Source organism: Sporosarcina sp. E16_8, from assembly GCF_017347095.1.
Taxonomy (GTDB): Bacteria; Bacillota; Bacilli; order Bacillales_A; family Planococcaceae; genus Sporosarcina.
Map to the genome: position 1 here is coordinate 1 of NZ_JADPRZ010000058.1, position 20,280 is coordinate 20,280.

Consider the following 20,280-nt stretch of genomic DNA (forward strand, 5'->3'; position numbering starts at 1 on the left):
GGCAAGATGCACGAGCCAAGAAGCCAGGCACCACAAGGACCTGGCTCTGCCAATGCAGGCTATCATGCCCGCCTCTCCACGTAAAATCTTGCACAAATCGGTATGTATTTTTCTTTGCAATTCTCTGCATCATCACATTGCAATACTATTTACTGTTATTTTGCATTACACACTTGGCTTGACAATCTTGAAAACTTTACAGTTGCAGCAAGTAACAGTGGGGATTATTGTTTTTTTGCTGGAAATCCTAATACGAAGATAGGGGAAGAACCTCTATGTTTATTGGGTTCTGTGAATATTTACACTCAAAAAATGCCCTTACTGTGTAATCTAATGCGATGTAGAAAAACGATGTATATAGTATTAGGTATATCGAATAATCTTCAATTATGACCAAATAATTTGTAACGATAAGTGCAAGCGCAGACGTAATTCTGAAAGCCCAATCAATTTTTCTATGCCGTTCGTTTATGTGATTGTAAGAAAAAAACGGTCTTTTCACATTCTGGATTTTGAGTAATTTTCTTAAAAGCAACTTAACTAGTGTATTTAAAACAAACACAATCAACACAATAAATGTGAAATTTACCCAAAACATACAATACCCCCTTATTGAACTATTCCCATTTTTAAGCAGGAAAAGAACGCTAAGATAGCGAAATAGCTGTAAAGAGATTAATAAAAAGGGGAGGTTTTTTACTTGGAACAAACAATTATGCGACATATGGAAACAGTGCGTGGAATAACCAATCAAACAATCATGAAAAATCCAGAAGAAATTGCGGATTTGATTCCAATAGGTTTTAACAACAATATTCGTTGGAATTTTGGGCACATTGCATTTGTGCAGGAAAAGCTCGTGTTTGGACTTTTAGGTGAAGAGATGAATATTCCGGAAAATTACGAGCGGCTTTTTAGTGCAGGAACGAAACCGGCAGAATGGAAAGAAACACCTCCATCATTTACAGAGATTACCGGGATCTTGACTGAACAAGAAACGAGAATAAAAGAATTTCTTCAAGGACGATTGCATGAAAATCTGCCAACTCCGTTTACAAACCGGGGCGGCATTACGTTTTACACAGTTGGTGAGATATTTTTGTTTAGTTTTTACCATGAAGCATTACACATCGCCACTATTAAGCGATTGTACCAATCTATTTCTAATTAATGCGTAAGTACCTGTTATGGTAAACAGACCAATAATTTGGTTTTATATATAGGGGTCCAATCACTAAGTCGGGCACAACATACAAGGGAATGGCTCGAAGATCTCATTTTACGTTTAAAAGAATTTAAAAACGGTGCGGAATTCTAAAAGAACTCAGGGTTTAATGGGTGCTTGCTACTTTTCACTTTTCACGACAGATGCTTCAATAAAACACTAAAAATCCATCGATACATTGACGGATTTTTAGTGTTTTTTGTCATTCGTAGAAACGAAAAAAATATGAATTGTTTACCGTTGTTTCAAACAGGAACCGACCGGTCATTTCCCAGCTGTTACTTCATATTTAACTCTACTAAGTTTTGAAATAACTACATATAGAACAGTGACGCTCATAATAATGATACAAATTAATGTGACCCTGTTTATGATTTCTTCCTGATCCTTAACGTAAATCGCAATATATGACCAAATAAACACGAGTGTATATAAGGCGTCCTGATTTATAAGTGAAAACGATACAGCTAGGGCACATCCGAAAAAGAGCATAATAACGGTCCATCCTAGTTCTTCGATTCCAAGAAACGTTGTGATATCATTGCGAACAAAATACGTGAAAATATTTACAATACTTGCTACAGAAACCCATCCTAGGTAAATAGAGAATGGAATAAGGTCAAAGAGGCCCCTGTTCACATTTTGCTTTATTTTTCTATAAATCACTATCAGTGACAGTAATAAGAGAAGTATAATAACTGTAGACAACAGAATCTTTTGTTGCGTAAAAGCTAGAACCCAAGCCCCGTTTAATAGAAAGTTTACAGGAATTAACACTTGAAGATCGATATAGACACTTACTTTTTTACCCCGAACAAAAAAACCTTTTACAATCCATAAAAGCAACAGTAAATAAATGAGGATCCAGATTGAAAAGGCATATCCTGCGGGCTGAATTAGCGCAGATTTCTCATTTGCTATAGCCCCCACATTTGACCCTGCAGAATAATTAATAGCTATCATAAATATATAGAACAAGAGATTTACTATTGCTATTCGTTTTGATACGTTCACCATTCATCCCCCTAATGTTTAGTTACATACATTGCAATTGAATGAAATACTGGTTTTATATCATCATGGACACCAATCAAAGTTATCTGATTCGTCGTGTATCAATACCCTGATATGGCAAACTTTCTTTTGCTAGTTAGTCTTAGTTTATTAAACAACTTCGCTTTTTATACAAAATAGAGTAGGTCGTTTTAGATGTTGAAAAAACCACTTGTAGCTAGTGTCAAAAGCCGTGGTGAGTTACATAACACTATATTTTGTGTGTGACAACCGAATTTGCAAAGGTGAATTAGGTAAGTTCCTCTAATTAAAAAAATACCTTATGCTGTAACGATTTTAAATCGATGCAGCATAAGGTATTTTTTTATCGGTTTACAATGTCATTGTAAATCAAACCATCATCGTCAAGTTTAATGATTTTCAGTCGATTATCGTTTTTTACGAAGATGCTCTTATACGCTTTTACGCCATTGTTATTTTCAAAAAGAATAATGCGAGTACCAGGATTGTCCGTTTCAACAGTCGCGTTATGGGTATCTAAGCTAATTTTCTCCACGAGGACAGCATACTCAGGTAGGTCGATTAGCCTTTCATTTTGCTCGGTCACAATTTTGTTATTCTCTTCGGTAGCTGATTTTGAACTTTCTACCTTGCTAGTAGAATCTGGCACAGGTTTTTCAGATGAAACCGTTTTTTCATTTGTACAGCCTGTGAGTAGCAGGATTCCAAGAAAAGTGACTAGTAGCTTTTTCATAAAAGAAGAGCTCCTTATATACTGCTCGATTTCCACAATGATTTCTAGTGAAAAGTGGATAGTTTATTTTAATACAACTAGAGAGGTTTATCAAATGATTGAACGAATTCGTGGGGAACTGTTATAGGCTATAGGAATACACAGTGGATTTGCGCAAAGCAATTGATCCAGCTCTTTCAAGATTACCTGAAATAAACCAAATCTACACTCGAAAAGCTAATCGAAAAACAACTACAGCAATGGATTGCCGGTTTACCCAGTTATATCAAGGCTTATTTGCCGATTGTCCAGGTGAGTTTGAAGCAGAATGAATTTTCGGCTATTGACAATTGCATTATCCATTTTATACGGCACAAAAGAAATTGATATAATGACGATTTGGCAAGCGATTATCCATTTTGATGCAGGGAATGTCGATCATACGATCATTATGAAGTCCCGTTTACCTCGTGTACTAGCTGCCCTGCTTGTAGGGGCTTTCCTTGCCATTTCTGGTTCGATTATGCAGGGGATGACAAGAAACTATCTTGCATCCCCTTCTATCATGGGGGTGACGGATGGTTCAGCATTTGTCATAACCATCTGTATGATTTTTTATCCGGGCATGTCGAACTTCACTCTGATCCTCTTTTCGATGATTGGTTCAGCTCTTGGGGCGGGGATTGTATTTGGTTTTGGTTCTTTTATACGCAATGGTCTTTCACCTGTCAGATTGGCAATTATCGGGACAGTCATCGGGACATTTTTGAGCAGTTTATCAGCTGTTCTCGCTACATATTTTCAAGTTTCACAGGATATGAGTTTTTGGTATAACTCGAAAATTCATAAGGTAGACCCAGATATACTTATCCTAGCCTTACCATTCGGTTTAGTTGGACTTATACTTGCTTTGATCATCGCCAAATCTATTACGATTTTATCTCTTGGCGAAGATATTTCAATTAGTCTTGGACAGCGGACAAAATGGGTGAAAGCAATCAGTATTTTGATTGTTATTTGTTTGACAGGAACAGCAGTGGCGCTTGTAGGGAAAATCGGTTTTATCGGATTGATCATCCCGCACATTACAAGATTCCTTGTAGGTGTTGACTATCGCTTCGTGATTCCTTGTTCTGCAATTATCGGCGGTGTCTTTTTAGCCCTTTGTGATGTAGCGAGCCGTTTTATCAACTACCCGTTTGAAACTCCGGTCGGCGTCGTTACTGCGTTAATCGGTGTGCCGTTCTTCCTCTATTTAATCCGTTCGAGAGGGGACGAGCGTCGTGCATAAACAGTATCGCAATCGTTACTTTATGGCAATTACCGCTTTAATTGCTCTCATTTGTCTTTCAATTTATATTCATCTGACGAATGGCACCTTTGATATGTCTGTTAAGGAGATTATCACCACATTATTTCGTATTAACTCGGACCGCGAATTCGACTTGGTCATATTCCATTTCCGTCTTCCTAGGATTGTCATTGCTGCTCTTGTTGGAATGGGATTAGGGATAGCGGGTACGGTTGTTCAGGGAATTACCCGGAATGGATTGGCTGACCCGGGGATTTTAGGGATCAATGCCGGCGCGGGGGCTTAAATTGTACTCTTTATGTTCTTCTTCCAGATGCAACTCGCAGTATCTGGCAGCTCGAACTGGCTCTCAATTTTAATCATGCCTATCTTCGGTTTTATAGGCGGGTTAGTTGCTGCCATCATTATTTATAGTTTTGCGTGGCGTAATGGCAAACTGGATACGCAGCGCCTGATTTTAACAGGCATTGCGATCAGTTCAGGATTCGGCGCACTTTCCATGTATATTTCGCTGAAGATGCGTGCAAGTGATTTTGAGATGGCGACCGTTTGGATGTCAGGGAGTATCTACAATGCAAACTGGGTGTTTATCGTTGCCATGCTCCCTTGGTTACTGATCTTGCTGCCAATTATTTTTCGGAAAGCCTATATTCTAGATTATCTACAGCTTGAAGAAGCTACCATTAAAAGTCTTGGTATTCAAATTGAAAAAGAAAAATCGATTTTGCTTCTTTGTAGCGTGGGTGTAATTAGTGCTTGTGTTTCCGTATCTGGCAGTATTTCCTTTATCGGATTAATGGCTCCGCATATCGCAAGACAGCTTGTAAGGATTCAACATCGTTATGTCATTCCTGTAAGCGAGGCAGTCGGAATGTTAGTAGTCATTATTTCCGATTATATTGCAAAGACATTATTCGCTCCTGCAGAAATCCCAGTTGGTATCATTGTGGCGATTCTCGGTGTACCTTATTTTCTATATCTGTTGGTGAAATCAAAAGCCTAAAAGGAGAATTTCTAGATGACTGCAAGTATAATTCGAGCGGAACAGTTAACGTCAGGCTATGAAAAGTCCACTGTTTTTTCCGGTTTAAGTATGACAATCCAAGAAGGGAAAATCACCACCATTATCGGTCCGAATGGCTGTGGTAAATCGACACTATTGAAAACGATTGGTCGTATTTTGAAGCAACAGAGTGGGAAAGTGTTTTTACAGGATCAGGATATGAAGTCAATTTCGACGAAAGCGATTGCGAAGCAGCTTGCTCTTCTGTCTCAAAATCCCGAAGCACCTTTGCAATTAAAAGTGGAAGAATTGATTTCTTACGGCCGTTTTCCACAAAGGAAAAACACTGGTACTTTATCGACTAAAGACATTGAAGTAATTGAATGGGCGATGGATATTACAAAAACCACTGCATTTCGTAATCGTGAAATCGCACAACTTTCGGGTGGCCAACGTCAAAAGGTATGGCTTGCGATGGCACTTGCACAAGAAACAAGCATTTTACTGTTGGATGAACCGACAACTTATTTAGATCTTGCTCACCAACTTGAAGTGCTAAAAATTGTAGAGCGTCTCAATAAGGAGCATCATTGCACGATTGTCATGGTGCTTCATGATATCAATCACGCTGCCCGTTTTTCACATGAATTAATCGCAATGCGAAATGGGGAAATTGTTACAACCGGTTTACCGGAAGAAATTCTGGAAAAAGATGTTTTGAAGAAAGTGTTTAATATCGATGCACGTATTATGATCGACCCTGCAAACGGGGCGCCTGTATGCTTTGGCTATGATGTACTTCTAGAGGAGGAGGAACTTAATGGGGATTACACATGAAGTTACGCTAGATCATACAGAAGCTTGGTTATGCTACTCAGAAGAAATGGATGACACATATGATATTAGAGTTGCGTTGCCCAAAACACCTCCGCCTGAAGAGGGCTATTCGGTTGTGTATGTACTTGATGGGAACGCGTATTTTCAATTTGCACGGGACGTTGTACGCTTACAATCTAAGAATGCTCCCAAAACCCTTGTGGAAGCAGCGATTGTTGTTGGAGTTGGACATTCAGGAGAAGATAAGGATGTTTCAAAACGCCGTTTTTATGATTTTACTGCACCCGCCGAAGCTTATCACTATCCGGAGCGTCTAAAAAGGTTTGACGTGGAGGGGAAGCATGGAGGAGCGCTGAAATTCCTTGAGTTTTTAGAATCCCAATTAAAACCTGAGATTGAACGCCGTTATATCGTCAATAAAAAGAAACAAACGCTATTTGGTCATTCGCTTAGTGGACTTTTCACGTTATTCACACTCTTTACAAAGCCGAATGCATTCCAGACCTATCTAGTTGCCAGTCCATCGATTTGGTGGAATGATTATGAACTTCTACCATATATGGGGGAGTTTCTAAATCGACCGCAAGAAAACGAGGTAAGACGCCTTCTTGTAACAGTAGGTGAGCAGGAGCGTTTTATGGTGGACGATGCAAAACAATTATTCGAACGATTGGAGGAGGCACAGCAAGAAAGTTTGGAATGTGCCTTCTATTGTGCGCCCGACGAGAATCATGCATCAGTCGTCCCTACAATCATGAGCCGAGCCATTCGTTTTGCAAGTAAATAAGGATACTCAACTTTTCGGATTCACTTATAAATTAATCTCGAGAACTGCATAAAGTATGATTACAACCTGCATACCAATCCCTTTAAATCGAAAATATGGGGACTGGCATGAGGATGTAAAGCGATGTGAATGGCTAAGGAAAGCGTACTGTGGCCCCTTTATCTTTAGCTTAGCATCTCTTTGTCACTCCACGCTTGTTAACTCATTAACGATCAAATTCAAAGAATTTTCCTTAATTAGCGGATAATCACTGATGGTCCAATGGGGCACACTGTAGACCTGTCCTGCTTTAACAGCGGTGAGATTTTTCCAGACAGAAGTAGCGGCATACATCTCTAGATCCGTCTGCGCTTCCAAATCTTCTTCGGAGTTGCCTACTTCTAGGAAAAGATGATCTGGATTAAAAGAAGGCAAAGATTCCAGCGAAATTTGTTCTGCTTTATCAATGCTTTCGATTCCAGGAGCAGGAGTGAGTTTCAACCCCGAGAACAGAATTTCCGCAAAGCCATGATTTGGTCCATATAATCGGATGATTTTCGGTTGAATGCGCAAATACATGAACGTTTCACCAGGTTTCACATGTGCAGCGATGAGTTTTCGGGCGTCGTCCAATTTTTGTTCATATTGCTCGATCCATTGTTGCGCTTCCTCTTCTTTTTGCAAGACTACCCCCATTTTAATAAGGCTAGCTCGCCAATCATCAGAGTTTTCGAGGATCACTGTCGGAGCGATTTTACTCAGATCATCGTTAATCTTGGAATCCCGAGATATGATCAAATCCGGTTCTATTTCCACTAAGGCTTCCAAATTAACGGAGTCGCCAAGCGGAATGACGCCGGACAATGCATCGTTGTCCAAATAAGGAAGCTCTAGAGACCCTATGTATGTAGTGGAAGCATAGGGTTTTATGCCAAGGGCCAGCATTTGATCAGCCAGTCTGTAATCCAGCACGACAATTTTCTCCGGTTTCCCTACAATAGTGGTTAGACCGGCGGCATGTTCAATGACTCGCTGCTGAGCTGTGTTCGCGGATGCTGCTTCTTTGATACTATCTACTGAATTATCTTCTTTGGGAGAGGTACAGCCCGAGAGTAAAATAAGCAGAAGTAGCAAGGATAGGATGACTGACAATCGTGAACTTGATGAACGATCTGAGTTGATTTTGTACATGATAATAAAATTAACCTCCATTGTGTATAATTAAGTTAGCCCAACTGATAATGGTAATCATTATCAGTTGGTAAGTCAAGAAAAGAAAAGAAAAGAAAAGACTGGCATGGCTCAGAGTAGTCGGTTACGAAGGATTACCCTGAGCCATTCCAAATATAGGTCATTTACACCTATAATCACTTTGCGTCTTAATTTCAGGTACCCAATAGGCAAGCATGACAGTGAATAAAAATAATTAAAAACTTTATATGTATACTACTCTGAATGCTTCTATAGAAAAATGTAGACATATTGCAACTATCATTAATAGCATTCCAACTATCAGAAAATCATTTAGAATACCTCCTCCCGTAACTAGGCTACCTCAGAAAGTCCACTACAATCATATACAGCCCCAAAAAACTAAACTCACTTTAACTTCGGAAGTTGTTGACAATTATCTAAAAAGTATCTAGTATATAAATGAGATTGATAATCGTTATCATTTATATGCTAGGTACTAGTCCTTAGGAAATTTAAAAATAGGAAAGAAACCTGAATCAAACGATATGACAAATTTAAGGAAAGGAAGTACTGATAATGTCAGCTATTAAAGTGGATCATGTTGCAATAGGTTACTCAAACACACTTATTATTGATAATTTAAGTGTCTCTATTCCTGAAAAAAAGATAACTACAATTATTGGCCCAAATGGTTGTGGGAAATCTACTTTATTAAAGGCTATTTCGCGCGTATTGAAAACAAAAAGTGGTGCGGTCTATCTTGACGGGCGTGCGATCCATCAGTTAGAAACGAAAGAAGTCGCCAAGAAGATGGCGATTTTGCCACAATCGGCGAATGCACCAGGGGGACTTACTGTATTTGAATTGGTTTCCTATGGCCGTTTTCCACACCAAAGTGGATTCGGTTCATTAAAAAAGGAAGACTATGAATATATTTACTGGGCAATAGACGTAACTGGATTAAATGAGTTTAAGGATCGCCCTGTTGAAGCATTATCAGGTGGGCAAAGGCAACGCGTGTGGATTGCGATGGCGCTTGCGCAGGACACGGAAATACTTATTCTCGACGAGCCGACTACATATTTAGATTTAGCGCATCAACTGGATATTTTACTCCTCTTACAGCGACTTAATGAGGAGGAAGGTCGAACAATTGTCATGGTACTCCACGATTTGAATCATGCATCACGTTTTTCTGATTATATGATTGCCATGAAAAATGGGGAATTAGTGAAAGTAGGGACACCAGAAGAAGTGATGACTTGTCCTAATTTACAGCTCGTATTTAACATAGATGCCAGGATTGCAACTTGTCCATTCAGTGATAATCCAATATGCCTATCGTATCAATTGTGTCAGAAGGATCGGTAGTCCTCTTTTTAAATTAGGGTGCCGTTTGTAAGTTTGTTGTGGGGGAGGAAATGTATGTCTGCTTCAACGGAAGTTTCTGCCGAGATAGAAAAGTTAACTGAAATTAAGAAACACTCACATCCAATTGTGGCGGTAGTTGTTTTATTTGGAGGTATGTTTGCATTACTCGTTGCGATTGGTCTTTCCATTTCATTTGGAGCTGCGGACATTAAGTTAGCAACTGTTTGGACGGCTGTGTTTCAATTTGATCCTGATCTAACGCAGCATCAAATTATTCGAGAAATACGTATGCCGCGCGTTCTTGGTGCAGCAATAGTTGGATCATGTTTTGCCGTAGCTGGTGCACTTATGCAGGGGATGACTCGAAATCCACTCGCAGATTCTGGTCTTTTGGGCCTGAATGCCGGTGCTGCATTTATGCTTGCACTTTGTTTTGCATTATTGCCCGGCCTTCCATATATGTACCTAATCATGTTTTCCTTTTTAGGTGCTGGTTTAGGTGTTGGAATCGTATATGGAGTCGGTTCGATGTCACGAGGCGGATTGACTCCGATGCGTCTTGTCCTTGCTGGAGCTGCAGTAAGTGCATTGTTGGGAGCACTTAGCGAAGGAGTTGCTCTTTATTTTCGTATTGGGCAAGATTTAGCCTTTTGGTATGCCGGTGGTGTATCGGGCACGAAATGGGTTCATCTTCAAATCATGTCCCCGTGGATTCTCGTTGCGATGATTGGTGCACTAATACTATCACGTTCGATAACGCTTTTAAGCCTTGGAGAAGAGGTGGCAATTGGACTAGGACAACGAACAAAGACGATTAAACTAGTTGGGATGATTATCGTGCTAATCCTAGCCGGAGCTGCTGTTTCTGTAGTAGGGGCAGTTGGTTTTGTTGGCTTAATCGTTCCTCATCTTACTCGTTTTTTAGTGGGTCATGATTATCGTTGGATTATACCTTGTTCAATTGTGCTTGGTGGTCTGTTAGTTGTTTTAGCTGATCTCGGAGCAAGAATGATTAATCCACCGTATGAAACGCCAATTGGCGCATTGATTGCCTTAATTGGGGTACCGTTCTTCCTGTACCTTGCACGAAAAGGAGGAAAAGAACTATGAAAGAAAAGAATAATAGGACTCATACCCAACATAGGGCAAAGACTAAAAATCTGATAATCATCGGTGTTCTAGGATTGCTAATTGTCGTTGCATTCATGATTAGCATGAATACGGGCTTTATACGATTGACACCGCTTGAAGTGATCCGCACGCTATTTGGATTAGGAACGGATAAACAACATCTTATTCTATTTGAATTCCGATTACCGCGTATAATTATTGCGGTATTGGTAGGCATGGGACTGGCGGTATCGGGCTGTGTGTTACAAGGGATATCCCGTAATGCTTTAGCGGATCCAGGCATATTAGGAATCAACGCAGGTGCAGGACTAGCCGTCATGTTATTTATATCCTTTTTTCCATCAACTGCAGCAACACCTGTCTTTTTACTACCTGTTTTGGCGTTTTTAGGAGCGGGGGTAACAGCAGTGATCATTTATTCGTTAGCTTATAAACGACATGAGGGAATTTCACCTATGCGGTTACTGCTAACGGGTGTGGCAGTTGCAGCCGGTATTAGTTCAGCAATGATTGTTTTAACACTGCGCTTAAGTCCAGAGAATTATCAATTTGTTGCTACGTGGTTAGCGGGCAGTATTTGGGGGTCAAATTGGAAATTTGTATTGTCCTTGTTGCCATGGATCCTCGTTTTAATTCCATTTGTATTTTCAAAAGCACGTGTATTAAACGTACTAAATTTGGGAGACTTAACAGCCACTGGTTTAGGTGCATCGATTGAGAAAGAGCGACGAATATTACTTGCTGCAGCTGTTGGATTAGCGGGAGCTAGCGTGTCAGTTAGTGGTGGTATCGGATTTGTGGGACTGATTGGTCCTCATTTGGCACGTCAACTTGTTGGATCTAGACATCAATTTTTAATACCAGCTGCAGCTTTAACAGGGGGGCTGTTAGTCCTTGTAGCGGATACACTTGGTCGTTGGATACTGCAGCCATCAGAGATTCCGGCTGGAATTGTCGTCGCTGTGATTGGGGCGCCGTACTTCCTTTTCCTTCTATCGCGTTTGAAAGATTAATTTAACCCGTCATCTGTTATAAACATCCACTTGTTACCTATCAATTGCAGGGCAGTGCTAATCTTATTTTTTTTGACGAAAAACGAATAGTAGGAGAATGATGAAATGTTAACTTATAAAAAAAGAAATGTAATCATGACTAGTTTTTTAGTACTATCACTATCTTTAGCAGGGTGTAGCGATAGTGGTGAAAAGGTAACACAAACCAAAGACAACGAAACAAAACCGGCAACCGAAGAACTTTCCACAGAACGTATACTAACAGATGCCATGGGGCATGAAGTGACCATTCCTGCAAATCCAAAACATATTATTGCTTCCTATTTGGAGGACAATTTAGTTGCACTCGGTATTACACCTGCTGCTCAGTGGTCTATTAATGATGGTGCGGGGCTCCAAGATTATCTACAAGCCTATTTAAAAGACGTACCAACGATTCCATCAGAACTTCCATTTGAGGTTGTGGCGAGCTTTACTCCAGACTTAATTATTATGAGCTCAGCACAAGAAGTTGAAGGATCGAAATACGATCAATATGCCAAAATTGCTCCTACTTATGTTGTTGAAGTAGAGAATAATAGCGATTGGCGAGAAAAGTTATTAAGTGTAGGTGAGATTTTTGAAAAGACGGATGAAGCTAAACAAGTATTAGAAGTATATGAAAAGAAAGCAACGGAATCGAAGAAGATTATTCAGGACTCGATTGGCTCTGAATCAGCTGCTGCTATATGGCTCGTAAATAATAACTTTTACATCGTAAGCGAAAATGTCTCTAGTGGGGCAGTGTTATATGGTGATCTTGGTCTGACAACTCCAAGTGTAGTCAAAGAAATTTCAAGCACAGCCACAGGAAATTGGTCTGCGATATCTTTAGAGCGATTAGCTGAACTTGATGCAAATCATATTTTCTTGATTAATAGTGATAAAGGAAATGGCGCAGAAATGTTAAAAGACCCTGTGTGGAAGAATATACCTGCTGTGAAAAATGGTCATATTTATGAATATGGTGCTGAGACTAGCTGGTTATATTCAGGGGTGATTGCTAACACGCAAATTATTGATGGTGTTGTAGAATCACTTACCAAATAATACGTGTTACTGAGGTGAAGATATTCACCTCAGTAACACGTTCATATTAATACAACGCCAACTAAAATTGACATAGTTGGATAAATGTATTAACTTGTTATTGATAATGAATATCATTATCAATTAGGGGGATATCAATGTTTAAGAATAAATCACAACAATTTTTTTGTTTATTACTCGTTATGTTAGCTATGATGATTGCCGCTTGTGGTAGTACGAGCAATCAAAAAACTGATAGTAAGAAAGGTTCGGAAGAGGCAAAGAATGATAAGGCTGAAAGCGAACAACCAGAAACAAGAATTGTTAAAACGATTCACGGCGATATTGAGATACCTACAAACGCAAAAAGAATTGTTGTAGATAGCTATTTACCTACACTACTTATACTTGGAGAAAAACCTGTTGGCGCAACAAAAAGCGATCTTGAGAACGTTCATATACAGAATTTAATAACTGGTATTGAGGATACGGGTGAGAGTGCCGTGGAAACAATATTGAGTTTAAATCCAGATTTGATTATTAGTGCGGATTCTGAAAAAAGTACATTTGAGAAGTTTTCCAAAATGGCACCTACTGTGATTATTCCCTACGAAACATATAGCGATGCTTACGAGGAAGTTAGAGCAATCGGAGAGATGTTAGGGAAGGACAAAGAAGCAGAAGAATGGCTGACTACCTTTGATGAGAAAATTCAACAACAAAGGGATAAAGTCAAGTCGGTAATGGGAGAGGGAGAGACAGTTTCTATCTTCGGCGCATTCGGTAAAGACTCGTACATCTATGGAGACGGTATCTATAGAGGTGGGCAAGCAATCTATAATCATCTTAAGTTAACTCCTCCAGAGCGTATTAAAAAAGAGTTAATAGATGCTGGAGAAACATTCAAACAAGTTTCCTTTGAAGTACTGACTGATTATGCTGGTGATTATATCTTTTTCGATCAATCACATGGCGGTACGTTAGATAAAGAGGATCCTGTTTGGGAATCTGTAGATGCAGTCAAAAAGAATAATGTTTTCTATCTTGATGCCAAACGGTTTTGGCCATATGATCCGATCGCCGTGTTAGCGCAAGCGGAAGAAGTAGCGGATATGCTCGTTGCTAAGAAACAAGCTGAAAAATAATCAATCTTATAAAAAGCTGGTAACTTAAAGGAGAAGCTAGTTCTGAGTCAGTTTTACTGTCGGTACTAGCTTCTTTTTTTGTCACTATATATGTTGAAAGATAGATATCTATATAAGCGAGCGCCGTAGCGAATTCTATGGAATTCATCAAATCAACATATATAGCTATTGATTTGTTACCGTGAAAATCTGTTATAGAAAATATGAGAGCTATAAGAACAGTAGGAGTGATAAATAGTGCTAAAACGTTTTTTCTCTTATTACAAACCGTATAAAAAACTATTCATTCTGGACTTTTCCTGTGCAGTCATTGCTGCGTTACTAGAGTTAGCCTTTCCACTAGCCGTCCATCGTGTAGTGGATGATTTGTTACCTAGCTCAAACTGGAACTGGATTTTATGGGGATGTGTCTCGTTACTTGGAATTTATATTATCAGTGCGGCTCTCCATTATGTTGTCACTTACTGGGGTCATAAGCTGGGCATTAATATAGAGTCGGATATGCGAAAAGATCTATTCACGCATGTACAGAAGTTATCGTTCCGATTTTTTGATAATAATAAAACAGGTCATTTGGTTTCTAGAATGACAAACGATTTAATGGATATTGGTGAAATCGCACATCATGGACCTGAGGATTTCTTCATAGCACTTATGACACTCACTGGTGCATTTGCAATTATGTTTACGATAAACCCAGAATTAGCAGTACTCACTTTTATTATTGTTCCACTTATTATTAGTCTTTCTTTGTACTTTAGTAAGAAAATGTCTGTAGCATTTACCCGCTTCTTTACGGATATTGCAGATTTTAATGCACGTGTAGAAAATAATGTGAGTGGTATGCGCGTTGTTCAAGCATTTTCCAATGAAGATCATGAAATTGCTCAATTCAATGAAAACAACGTTCGTTTTCGCGATTCAAAATTAATTGCGTATCGTGTTATGGCTTGGAATTCATCAATTAGCTATATTCTCATGAAAATTGTCACATTATTTGTTCTACTGTGTGGAACGTGGTTTGTTATCAATAAAGACATGACGTATGGAGAGTTCCTTGCCTTTATCCTACTGTCAAATGTGTTTTTAGGACCGATTCAGCAAATCAATGGCGTTATTGAAATGTATCCCAAAGGAATTGATGGATTCAAGCGATTTACTGAAATGCTAGATACAGCGCCAGATGTAGCAGATGCTCCGGATGCTCCGGATGCAATAGATGTCGGACATTTGGAAGGGGATATAACGTTCCTAGAAGTATCGTTTGGTTATGAAGGTAAAGATAATGTCTTGAAGAATATTAATCTAACGATTCGTGCAGGAGAAACAGTAGCTCTTGTGGGGCCATCAGGTGCTGGGAAAACAACAATTTGTAGTCTGTTACCTCGGTTTTACGATATAAAGGAAGGGTCTTTACTGATTGATGGAATTGAAACTAGAAAAATGACCCTTGCCTCTCTCCGCGCTCAAATTGGAATTGTCCAACAAGATGTATTTCTATTTGACGGATCGATTCGAGAGAATATCGCATATGGCGATCTCAATGCTTCTGAAGAGGATATATGGGAAGCGGCGAAAAGAGCCCAGTTGGAAGATATTATACTTTCTCAATCAGAAGGAATGGATACGATGATAGGAGAGCGAGGGGTTAAACTTTCGGGCGGACAAAAACAGCGTCTATCTATAGCTCGAATGTTTTTGAAAAATCCATCTATCCTCATTTTGGATGAAGCTACATCAGCACTTGATACAGAAACCGAGGTTGCAATTCAACAGGCTTTAACAGAGTTATCTATTGGCCGTACAACACTTGTGATTGCACACCGATTAGCAACGATAAAAAACGCAGACCGAATAATTGTTGTGACAGAGGAAGGTATTGTAGAGCAAGGAAGTCATGCTGAGTTGTTAGATGTACAAGGCGCTTATAGCAGGCTTCACCAAGCTCAATTTGGAGTCTGACAGTGGAGCGGGGAAGTGCCTCTGGAAATTCAACTAAACATATTGCGATAAATTAGAGCAGATATGTAATTGTGATGAAAAGTGAAGAAAGTGAATCGCTAGAATTGCCAACCACATGGGCTACTTTAGATGCGGTAAAAAACAATCACGTGTATGAATTTGATATTAAAAAGTATTTTAACTCTGATCCATTATCAGCATTATATCAAGCAGAAGAACTGGTTAAAAGGAATCAATAGAAGTGCTGGGAGAAGGCGTGGGGAACACCTTTAGGCTGTAAAGTAGAAGTAATTAGCTACATCATAATTGACACGCGGTTTAGATAAAGACTGTGTTTAGTTTGTCCTGAGGAAATTCTCTCAAGTCTATTTTGGAGCTTGAGGGGATTTTTCTGTTCCAAGTACTACCAATATGATCCGATTGCAATTTATGAGCAAATTGACTTGATTGTAGAGATACTGATTGTTAGAAATAAAGAAAATCAAACCAAGTAATTTTGTGAAGATAGCTAACAAAGTAGTTGTTTTATGCTTTGTTAGCTTTATTTAGGATAGTAACAAAAGCTGTGAGTGAGGGGGGCAACAAAGAACTCATCAAATTAGATGGTTTTTTCAGAAAAGGATTGTAAACGAGTTCATTATGTCTTATACTAAAATTAGTGAGAACGATTATCATTATCAACTAAAAAGAGTGGGTACTAAAATAATATTGGCGTGTCGTACAAAGCATAATAACAACCTAAAAAAGGAGCGTTTATAATGAATTCAGAACAATTATATGATGTAACAATTATCGGTGGTGGCCCAGCAGGACTTTTTTCGGCTTTCTATAGTGGTTTAAGGGAAATGAAAACAAAGATTATTGAGTTCCAACCTTATTTAGGCGGAAAAGTGCATGTCTATCCTGAGAAAATGATTTGGGATATTGGGGGGCTTACACCTGTTACAGGAGAACGACTGATTGAACAAGTAATTCAGCAAGGACTAACTTTTGAGCCCGAGCTTGTATTAGGTGAAAAAGTGACGTCGATTAACAAAGATGAAGATGGAAACTTTGTTATTCAGACATCTACGAACCAAAAGCATTTGTCCAAAACAGTCATTTTAGCTGTTGGTGGGGGAATCTTGAAACCAACAAAATTGGAAATTGAAGGCGCTGAACGTTTTGAAGTTGCCAATTTGCATTATACGGTAAAATCTCTTGCACGTTTTAAAGGGAAAACCGTATTGATTTCCGGAGGCGGCAATGCTGCTGTTGACTGGGCGAATGAATTGGAGCCGATTGCTAAAAAAGTCTATTTAACTTACCGTAAAGACATGTTGAAAGGGCATGAGGCAGAAGTATCGCGACTATTCAATAGTTCTGTCGAGTGCTTATTGAATACATCAATCCAAAAACTCATTGCAGCAAGTGACCATGAAACCATTGAGAAGGTGGAGTTAGTAAACGGAGAAGGTGAAGATATGATTCAGCTGTCTGTTGATGAAGTAATTATTAATCATGGCTATGATCGTGATAAAGAGTTGACCGCAAATAGTGGATTGGATATAGAAATGGCGAATGAATATAGTATTGCAGGCAGTCCCATGAGTGAAACATCTGTACCAGGGCTCTTTGCAGCAGGAGATATTTTGAATCACGAAGGGAAGCTTCATTTAATAGCAGGGGCGTTTCAGGACGCGGCAAATGCTGTGAATAAAGCAAAGCAGTATGTCGCGCCAGAAGCTTATAGGCACGGAATGGTCTCTTCACATAATGACATCTTTAAAGAGAAAAATCGTGAATTGGTCAAACATTTGTATGCAGTGAAAAACTAACTTATTTTAATTGTGGCATACTAGTGTGTCTTTCTAACTTTGTATCGAGAAGCATTGAACTATAGAGGAAAAAGGAGTAACAAAAGATGAAATCAAAACTATTATTTCACATGTTAATTATAATGATGCTTCTTTCCTTAGCGCTGGTGGGATGTAGCGGGAAAGAAACTAATAAAACAGATTCTGAAACAAAGCAAACTGAAAATGAAGCAAAATCAACTAAAAGTAAAGAAGTGAATACATCTACAAGAATTTATAAGGATGTAACCGGGAGAGAAGTAGAGATTCCCATCAATCCACAGCGTGTAGTGACGACTCAATATTTAGATGCGATGCTTGCGCTTGGTGTGAAGCCGATTGGCGCACCTTCGCATGTATTGGATAATAACTATTTAGGCGAATTACAAGCTGGAGTGGAAGACGTTGGAAGTCCATTCAGCATTGAGAAAGTGCTGGAACTGGCACCGGACTTAATTATTTCGGCAGATCCTGAAGAAGTGGAGCAACTGAGTAAAATTGCGCCTACGATTGTCATTCCATGGATGTATGGAGATGTTTTTACTCAATTTAAAGAAGTAGCTAATGTCTTGGGTAAAGAGAAGGAAGCTGATGAGTGGATTGCCAGATTAGATGATAAAGCTGCTGAAGGAAGAGAAAAGATTGCTGGTAAAATAGGTGAAGATCAAGTCGTATCGATTTTTATGACATATGAGAAAGATACACTTAGACTTTATGGTGCTCGAAACATTGGCCATGTGCTTTATCGATCATTACAATTAACTCCACCTTCTTTCATTCAAGAAAAGTTGGCAAAGGATCCTGATTTTGAAGAGTTTGTTTACGAAGATATATCAATTGAGAAGTTGCCGGATTATGCAGGGGACAAAATTGTCATGTTAACGTATGGGGAAGAAACACGGGAGAAGGATGGTATGCTTTCTCAAATTGAAGAAAGTTCTTTGTGGAAAAGTATCGACGCTGTAAAAAATAATAATGTCTATTATATTGGTGAAGATCCGTGGTTTACATATGCTCCGATTGCAATCGAGAAATCATTAGACGAAGCAATTAAACTCTTATCTCAGTAACGGAGAAAAGGGAATCAGGAGAGGTCAACCTCTAAATTAGTCGTGATATGAAAAAACTTCTGAACGCCTTTTTTATATCGTAAGAAGAAAGGGAGCTGTCTTTACGGTCTTTTTACAGACTTAGGAAGACAGCTCTTTTAGTTAATCATAAGTAAAATGGAGAATATATATTGATCAATAGATATCACTATACTTTATAAATGTGTTCATGTACCTACTCTATATGGACTTGCTTCTTTCAAGAGGGATTCACGATAGTTTCTTACAAAGGAACCTGACACTATGGAATTTCACATGCCGGTGATTGTAAACTATGGCACAATGGAGTTAGAAGGTAGTGAATGGTAGGGGGAATGAAAAGTGAAACCAAAAATTTATTCAACATATTCTATACCTGAACAAGTGAAAGAATATATGGCTGAGTATTGTGATATTCGAGAGTGGCTGGGCGATGGGCGAACTCCGAGGGATATCCTGTTAGAGGAAATTGCTGATGTTGAAGGGTTATACACTGGTGGTAGCAGTATGGTTGGAAGGATTGATGAGGAGTTACTGAATCATGCAGCTCATTTAAAAGTCATTAGTAACGTATCAGTTGGTTACAATAACTTTGATGTAGAAGCAATGACTAAACGAAATGTAATTGGAACCAATACGCCACATGTATTGGATGAAACGGTTGCAGATTTAGCATTTGCCCTCATTTTATCCACTGCTAGACGCATAACTGAGTTGGATCGATTCGTCAAAGAGGGAAGCTGGAAACCCACGACAAATTATCGCGAGATCTATGGAAAAGATGTACATAGTACCACGTTAGGCATCATTGGGATGGGGCGAATTGGAGAAGCGATTGCGAGAAGAGCGAAATTTGGATTTAATATGGATGTTCTTTATTTTAATCGGAATAGAAAACCGGAAGCGGAAGAGAAGTATGGTGCGGAGTATTGCGATTTGACGTCACTATTAACACGTGCCGACTACATCGTGTTGATGACACCTCTTACGCCTGAAACGTTCCAAATCATTGGTAAAGAGGAATTCAAATTGATGAAGAAGTCTGCTGTTTTCATAAATATATCTCGCGGTCAGACAGTCGATGAACAAGCGCTTATTCATGCTTTACAAAACGGAGAAATCCATGGCGCGGGACTGGATGTATTCGAAAAAGAGCCCGTGGATCTAGATAATCCATTACTTCAAATGTCGAATGTCGTGACGGTCCCTCACATAGGATCCGCTACAGCGAGAACAGAAGCAGCAATGGCGATGCGAGCGGCAGAGAATTTAGTAGCTGTATTAACGGGGAAAGAACCAATAGATCCCGTCTGAAAATAAAATTAAGGAATGTTGTATAAGAGGAACATCTTGAAAGGTCAAGCCATAGTGAATTTACTTTACAAAGGAACCCATCATCATTTCACTTTTCAGATGTCCCGAAAAAAACACTGGAAACCCATCGTTAGAACATAGATGGGTTTCCAGTGTTTTTTAGGTTCTTTGTCAAATGACGTTGGTGAAGAATAGTAGCTAACCATAACTTAGTTATTGTCGGGCTATCCTGGAAGTCAGTAAAGCTGATTTTTCAGGATAGTCCTTTT

At 39.2% G+C, this 20,280-nt stretch carries 19 protein-coding genes and 2 pseudogenes; 17 read left to right on the forward strand and 4 right to left on the reverse strand.

What is annotated here, in order from left to right; genetic code table 11:
* Positions 1-262: hypothetical protein (locus I2484_RS18760; protein ID WP_207152613.1), on the forward strand; the 262-nt coding region annotated here is incomplete at its 5' end.
* On the opposite strand, the gene I2484_RS18765 is transcribed toward I2484_RS18760, so the two are convergent.
* Positions 248-724 carry a DUF4181 domain-containing protein gene (locus I2484_RS18765; protein ID WP_346014219.1) on the reverse strand — a complete coding sequence of 159 codons (477 nt, stop codon included), beginning with the start codon at positions 722-724 and terminating at the stop codon, positions 248-250. The genes I2484_RS18760 and I2484_RS18765 overlap by 15 nt on opposite strands.
* Here I2484_RS18765 and I2484_RS18770 point away from each other — a divergent pair.
* Positions 701-1,171, forward strand: a complete 471-nt coding sequence (locus I2484_RS18770) for a DinB family protein (RefSeq protein ID WP_207152595.1) — start codon at positions 701-703, stop codon at positions 1,169-1,171. The two genes, I2484_RS18765 and I2484_RS18770, sit on opposite strands and share 24 nt — an antisense overlap.
* Before the next feature lie 318 nt (positions 1,172-1,489).
* On the opposite strand, the gene I2484_RS18775 is transcribed toward I2484_RS18770, so the two are convergent.
* Together I2484_RS18775 and I2484_RS18780 are read right to left on the reverse strand one after the other, a co-directional pair.
* A complete protein-coding gene (locus tag I2484_RS18775; RefSeq protein WP_207152596.1) occupies positions 1,490-2,239 on the reverse strand; it encodes a tryptophan-rich sensory protein in 750 nt (249 codons plus the stop codon).
* Between the two features lie 364 nt (positions 2,240-2,603).
* Entirely contained in the window at positions 2,604-2,993 is a 390-nt protein-coding gene (locus I2484_RS18780; RefSeq protein WP_207152597.1) for a membrane lipoprotein lipid attachment site-containing protein, read from the reverse strand.
* Positions 2,994-3,140: 147 nt separating this feature from the next.
* Between I2484_RS18780 and I2484_RS18785 the strand changes: the two are divergent.
* From I2484_RS18785 to I2484_RS18805, 5 genes and pseudogenes are all read left to right on the forward strand, one after another.
* Positions 3,141-3,278, forward strand: a pseudogene (locus I2484_RS18785) (IS4 family transposase); the annotation flags it as partial.
* A 22-nt stretch (positions 3,279-3,300) separates the two neighbouring features.
* Positions 3,301-4,263, forward strand: coding sequence for a FecCD family ABC transporter permease (locus I2484_RS18790; RefSeq protein ID WP_207152599.1), 963 nt, complete (start codon positions 3,301-3,303; stop codon positions 4,261-4,263).
* Positions 4,256-5,287, forward strand: a pseudogene (locus I2484_RS18795) (FecCD family ABC transporter permease). Before I2484_RS18790 ends, I2484_RS18795 begins: the two are co-directional and overlap by 8 nt.
* A 15-nt stretch (positions 5,288-5,302) precedes the next feature.
* On the forward strand, positions 5,303-6,124 hold the full coding sequence (locus I2484_RS18800; protein WP_207152600.1) for an ABC transporter ATP-binding protein: 822 nt from the start codon (positions 5,303-5,305) through the stop codon (positions 6,122-6,124).
* Positions 6,108-6,911, forward strand: a complete 804-nt coding sequence (locus I2484_RS18805; RefSeq protein ID WP_207152601.1) for an alpha/beta hydrolase — start codon at positions 6,108-6,110, stop codon at positions 6,909-6,911. Before I2484_RS18800 ends, I2484_RS18805 begins: the two co-directional genes overlap by 17 nt.
* A gap of 183 nt (positions 6,912-7,094) precedes the next feature.
* Here the strand turns inward: I2484_RS18805 and I2484_RS18810 are convergent, their stop codons facing one another.
* Positions 7,095-8,081: an iron-siderophore ABC transporter substrate-binding protein gene (locus tag I2484_RS18810; protein ID WP_207152602.1), complete on the reverse strand. Its 987-nt coding sequence runs from the start codon at positions 8,079-8,081 to the stop codon at positions 7,095-7,097.
* A 579-nt stretch (positions 8,082-8,660) separates the two neighbouring features.
* On the opposite strand from I2484_RS18810, the gene I2484_RS18815 reads away from it, so the two are divergent.
* The 10 genes from I2484_RS18815 (at position 8,661) to I2484_RS18860 (ending at position 20,011) form a co-directional block, all read left to right on the forward strand.
* Positions 8,661-9,455, forward strand: a complete 795-nt coding sequence (locus I2484_RS18815) for an ABC transporter ATP-binding protein (protein WP_207152603.1) — start codon at positions 8,661-8,663, stop codon at positions 9,453-9,455.
* A 54-nt stretch (positions 9,456-9,509) separates the two neighbouring features.
* Entirely contained in the window at positions 9,510-10,565 is a 1,056-nt protein-coding gene (locus tag I2484_RS18820; RefSeq protein WP_207152604.1) for a FecCD family ABC transporter permease, read from the forward strand.
* Positions 10,562-11,599 (forward strand): FecCD family ABC transporter permease, encoded by a 1,038-nt coding sequence (locus I2484_RS18825; protein ID WP_207152605.1) that lies wholly within the window; start codon positions 10,562-10,564, stop codon positions 11,597-11,599. The genes I2484_RS18820 and I2484_RS18825 overlap by 4 nt, the downstream gene beginning before the upstream one ends.
* Positions 11,600-11,704: 105 nt before the next feature.
* Positions 11,705-12,688 (forward strand): iron-hydroxamate ABC transporter substrate-binding protein, encoded by a 984-nt coding sequence (locus tag I2484_RS18830; protein ID WP_207152606.1) that lies wholly within the window; start codon positions 11,705-11,707, stop codon positions 12,686-12,688.
* Between the two features lie 137 nt (positions 12,689-12,825).
* Entirely contained in the window at positions 12,826-13,812 is a 987-nt protein-coding gene (locus I2484_RS18835) for an ABC transporter substrate-binding protein (RefSeq protein ID WP_207152607.1), read from the forward strand.
* Between the two features lie 237 nt (positions 13,813-14,049).
* The gene (locus I2484_RS18840) at positions 14,050-15,774 is read left to right on the forward strand and encodes an ABC transporter transmembrane domain-containing protein (protein ID WP_207152608.1); all 1,725 of its coding nucleotides are present in this window, start codon (positions 14,050-14,052) and stop codon (positions 15,772-15,774) included.
* A 71-nt stretch (positions 15,775-15,845) separates the two neighbouring features.
* A complete protein-coding gene (locus I2484_RS18845) occupies positions 15,846-16,013 on the forward strand; it encodes a hypothetical protein (protein WP_207152609.1) in 168 nt (55 codons plus the stop codon).
* Positions 16,014-16,532: 519 nt separating this feature from the next.
* Complete coding sequence (locus I2484_RS18850) at positions 16,533-17,591, forward strand: NAD(P)/FAD-dependent oxidoreductase (protein ID WP_207152610.1); 1,059 nt, start codon at positions 16,533-16,535, stop codon at positions 17,589-17,591.
* A gap of 86 nt (positions 17,592-17,677) precedes the next feature.
* Complete coding sequence (locus I2484_RS18855) at positions 17,678-18,679, forward strand: ABC transporter substrate-binding protein (RefSeq protein ID WP_207152611.1); 1,002 nt, start codon at positions 17,678-17,680, stop codon at positions 18,677-18,679.
* A 360-nt stretch (positions 18,680-19,039) separates the two neighbouring features.
* Entirely contained in the window at positions 19,040-20,011 is a 972-nt protein-coding gene (locus I2484_RS18860) for a 2-hydroxyacid dehydrogenase (protein WP_346014220.1), read from the forward strand.
* Positions 20,012-20,280 lie beyond the last annotated feature (269 nt).

Excerpts from the sequence above, each read along its gene's own strand:
- I2484_RS18765 (WP_346014219.1), bottom strand. The coding sequence starts at position 724 with ATGTCGCATAATTGTTTGTTCCAAGTAAAAAACCTCCCCTTTTTATTA.
- I2484_RS18780 (WP_207152597.1), bottom strand. The coding sequence starts at position 2,993 with ATGAAAAAGCTACTAGTCACTTTTCTTGGAATCCTGCTACTCACAGGC.
- I2484_RS18790 (WP_207152599.1), top strand. The coding sequence starts at position 3,301 with ATGAATTTTCGGCTATTGACAATTGCATTATCCATTTTATACGGCACA.
- I2484_RS18800 (WP_207152600.1), top strand. The coding sequence starts at position 5,303 with ATGACTGCAAGTATAATTCGAGCGGAACAGTTAACGTCAGGCTATGAA.
- I2484_RS18805 (WP_207152601.1), top strand. The coding sequence starts at position 6,108 with ATGGGGATTACACATGAAGTTACGCTAGATCATACAGAAGCTTGGTTA.
- I2484_RS18810 (WP_207152602.1), bottom strand. The coding sequence starts at position 8,081 with ATGTACAAAATCAACTCAGATCGTTCATCAAGTTCACGATTGTCAGTC.
- I2484_RS18815 (WP_207152603.1), top strand. The coding sequence starts at position 8,661 with ATGTCAGCTATTAAAGTGGATCATGTTGCAATAGGTTACTCAAACACA.
- I2484_RS18820 (WP_207152604.1), top strand. The coding sequence starts at position 9,510 with ATGTCTGCTTCAACGGAAGTTTCTGCCGAGATAGAAAAGTTAACTGAA.
- I2484_RS18825 (WP_207152605.1), top strand. The coding sequence starts at position 10,562 with ATGAAAGAAAAGAATAATAGGACTCATACCCAACATAGGGCAAAGACT.
- I2484_RS18830 (WP_207152606.1), top strand. The coding sequence starts at position 11,705 with ATGTTAACTTATAAAAAAAGAAATGTAATCATGACTAGTTTTTTAGTA.
- I2484_RS18835 (WP_207152607.1), top strand. The coding sequence starts at position 12,826 with ATGTTTAAGAATAAATCACAACAATTTTTTTGTTTATTACTCGTTATG.
- I2484_RS18850 (WP_207152610.1), top strand. The coding sequence starts at position 16,533 with ATGAATTCAGAACAATTATATGATGTAACAATTATCGGTGGTGGCCCA.
- I2484_RS18855 (WP_207152611.1), top strand. The coding sequence starts at position 17,678 with ATGAAATCAAAACTATTATTTCACATGTTAATTATAATGATGCTTCTT.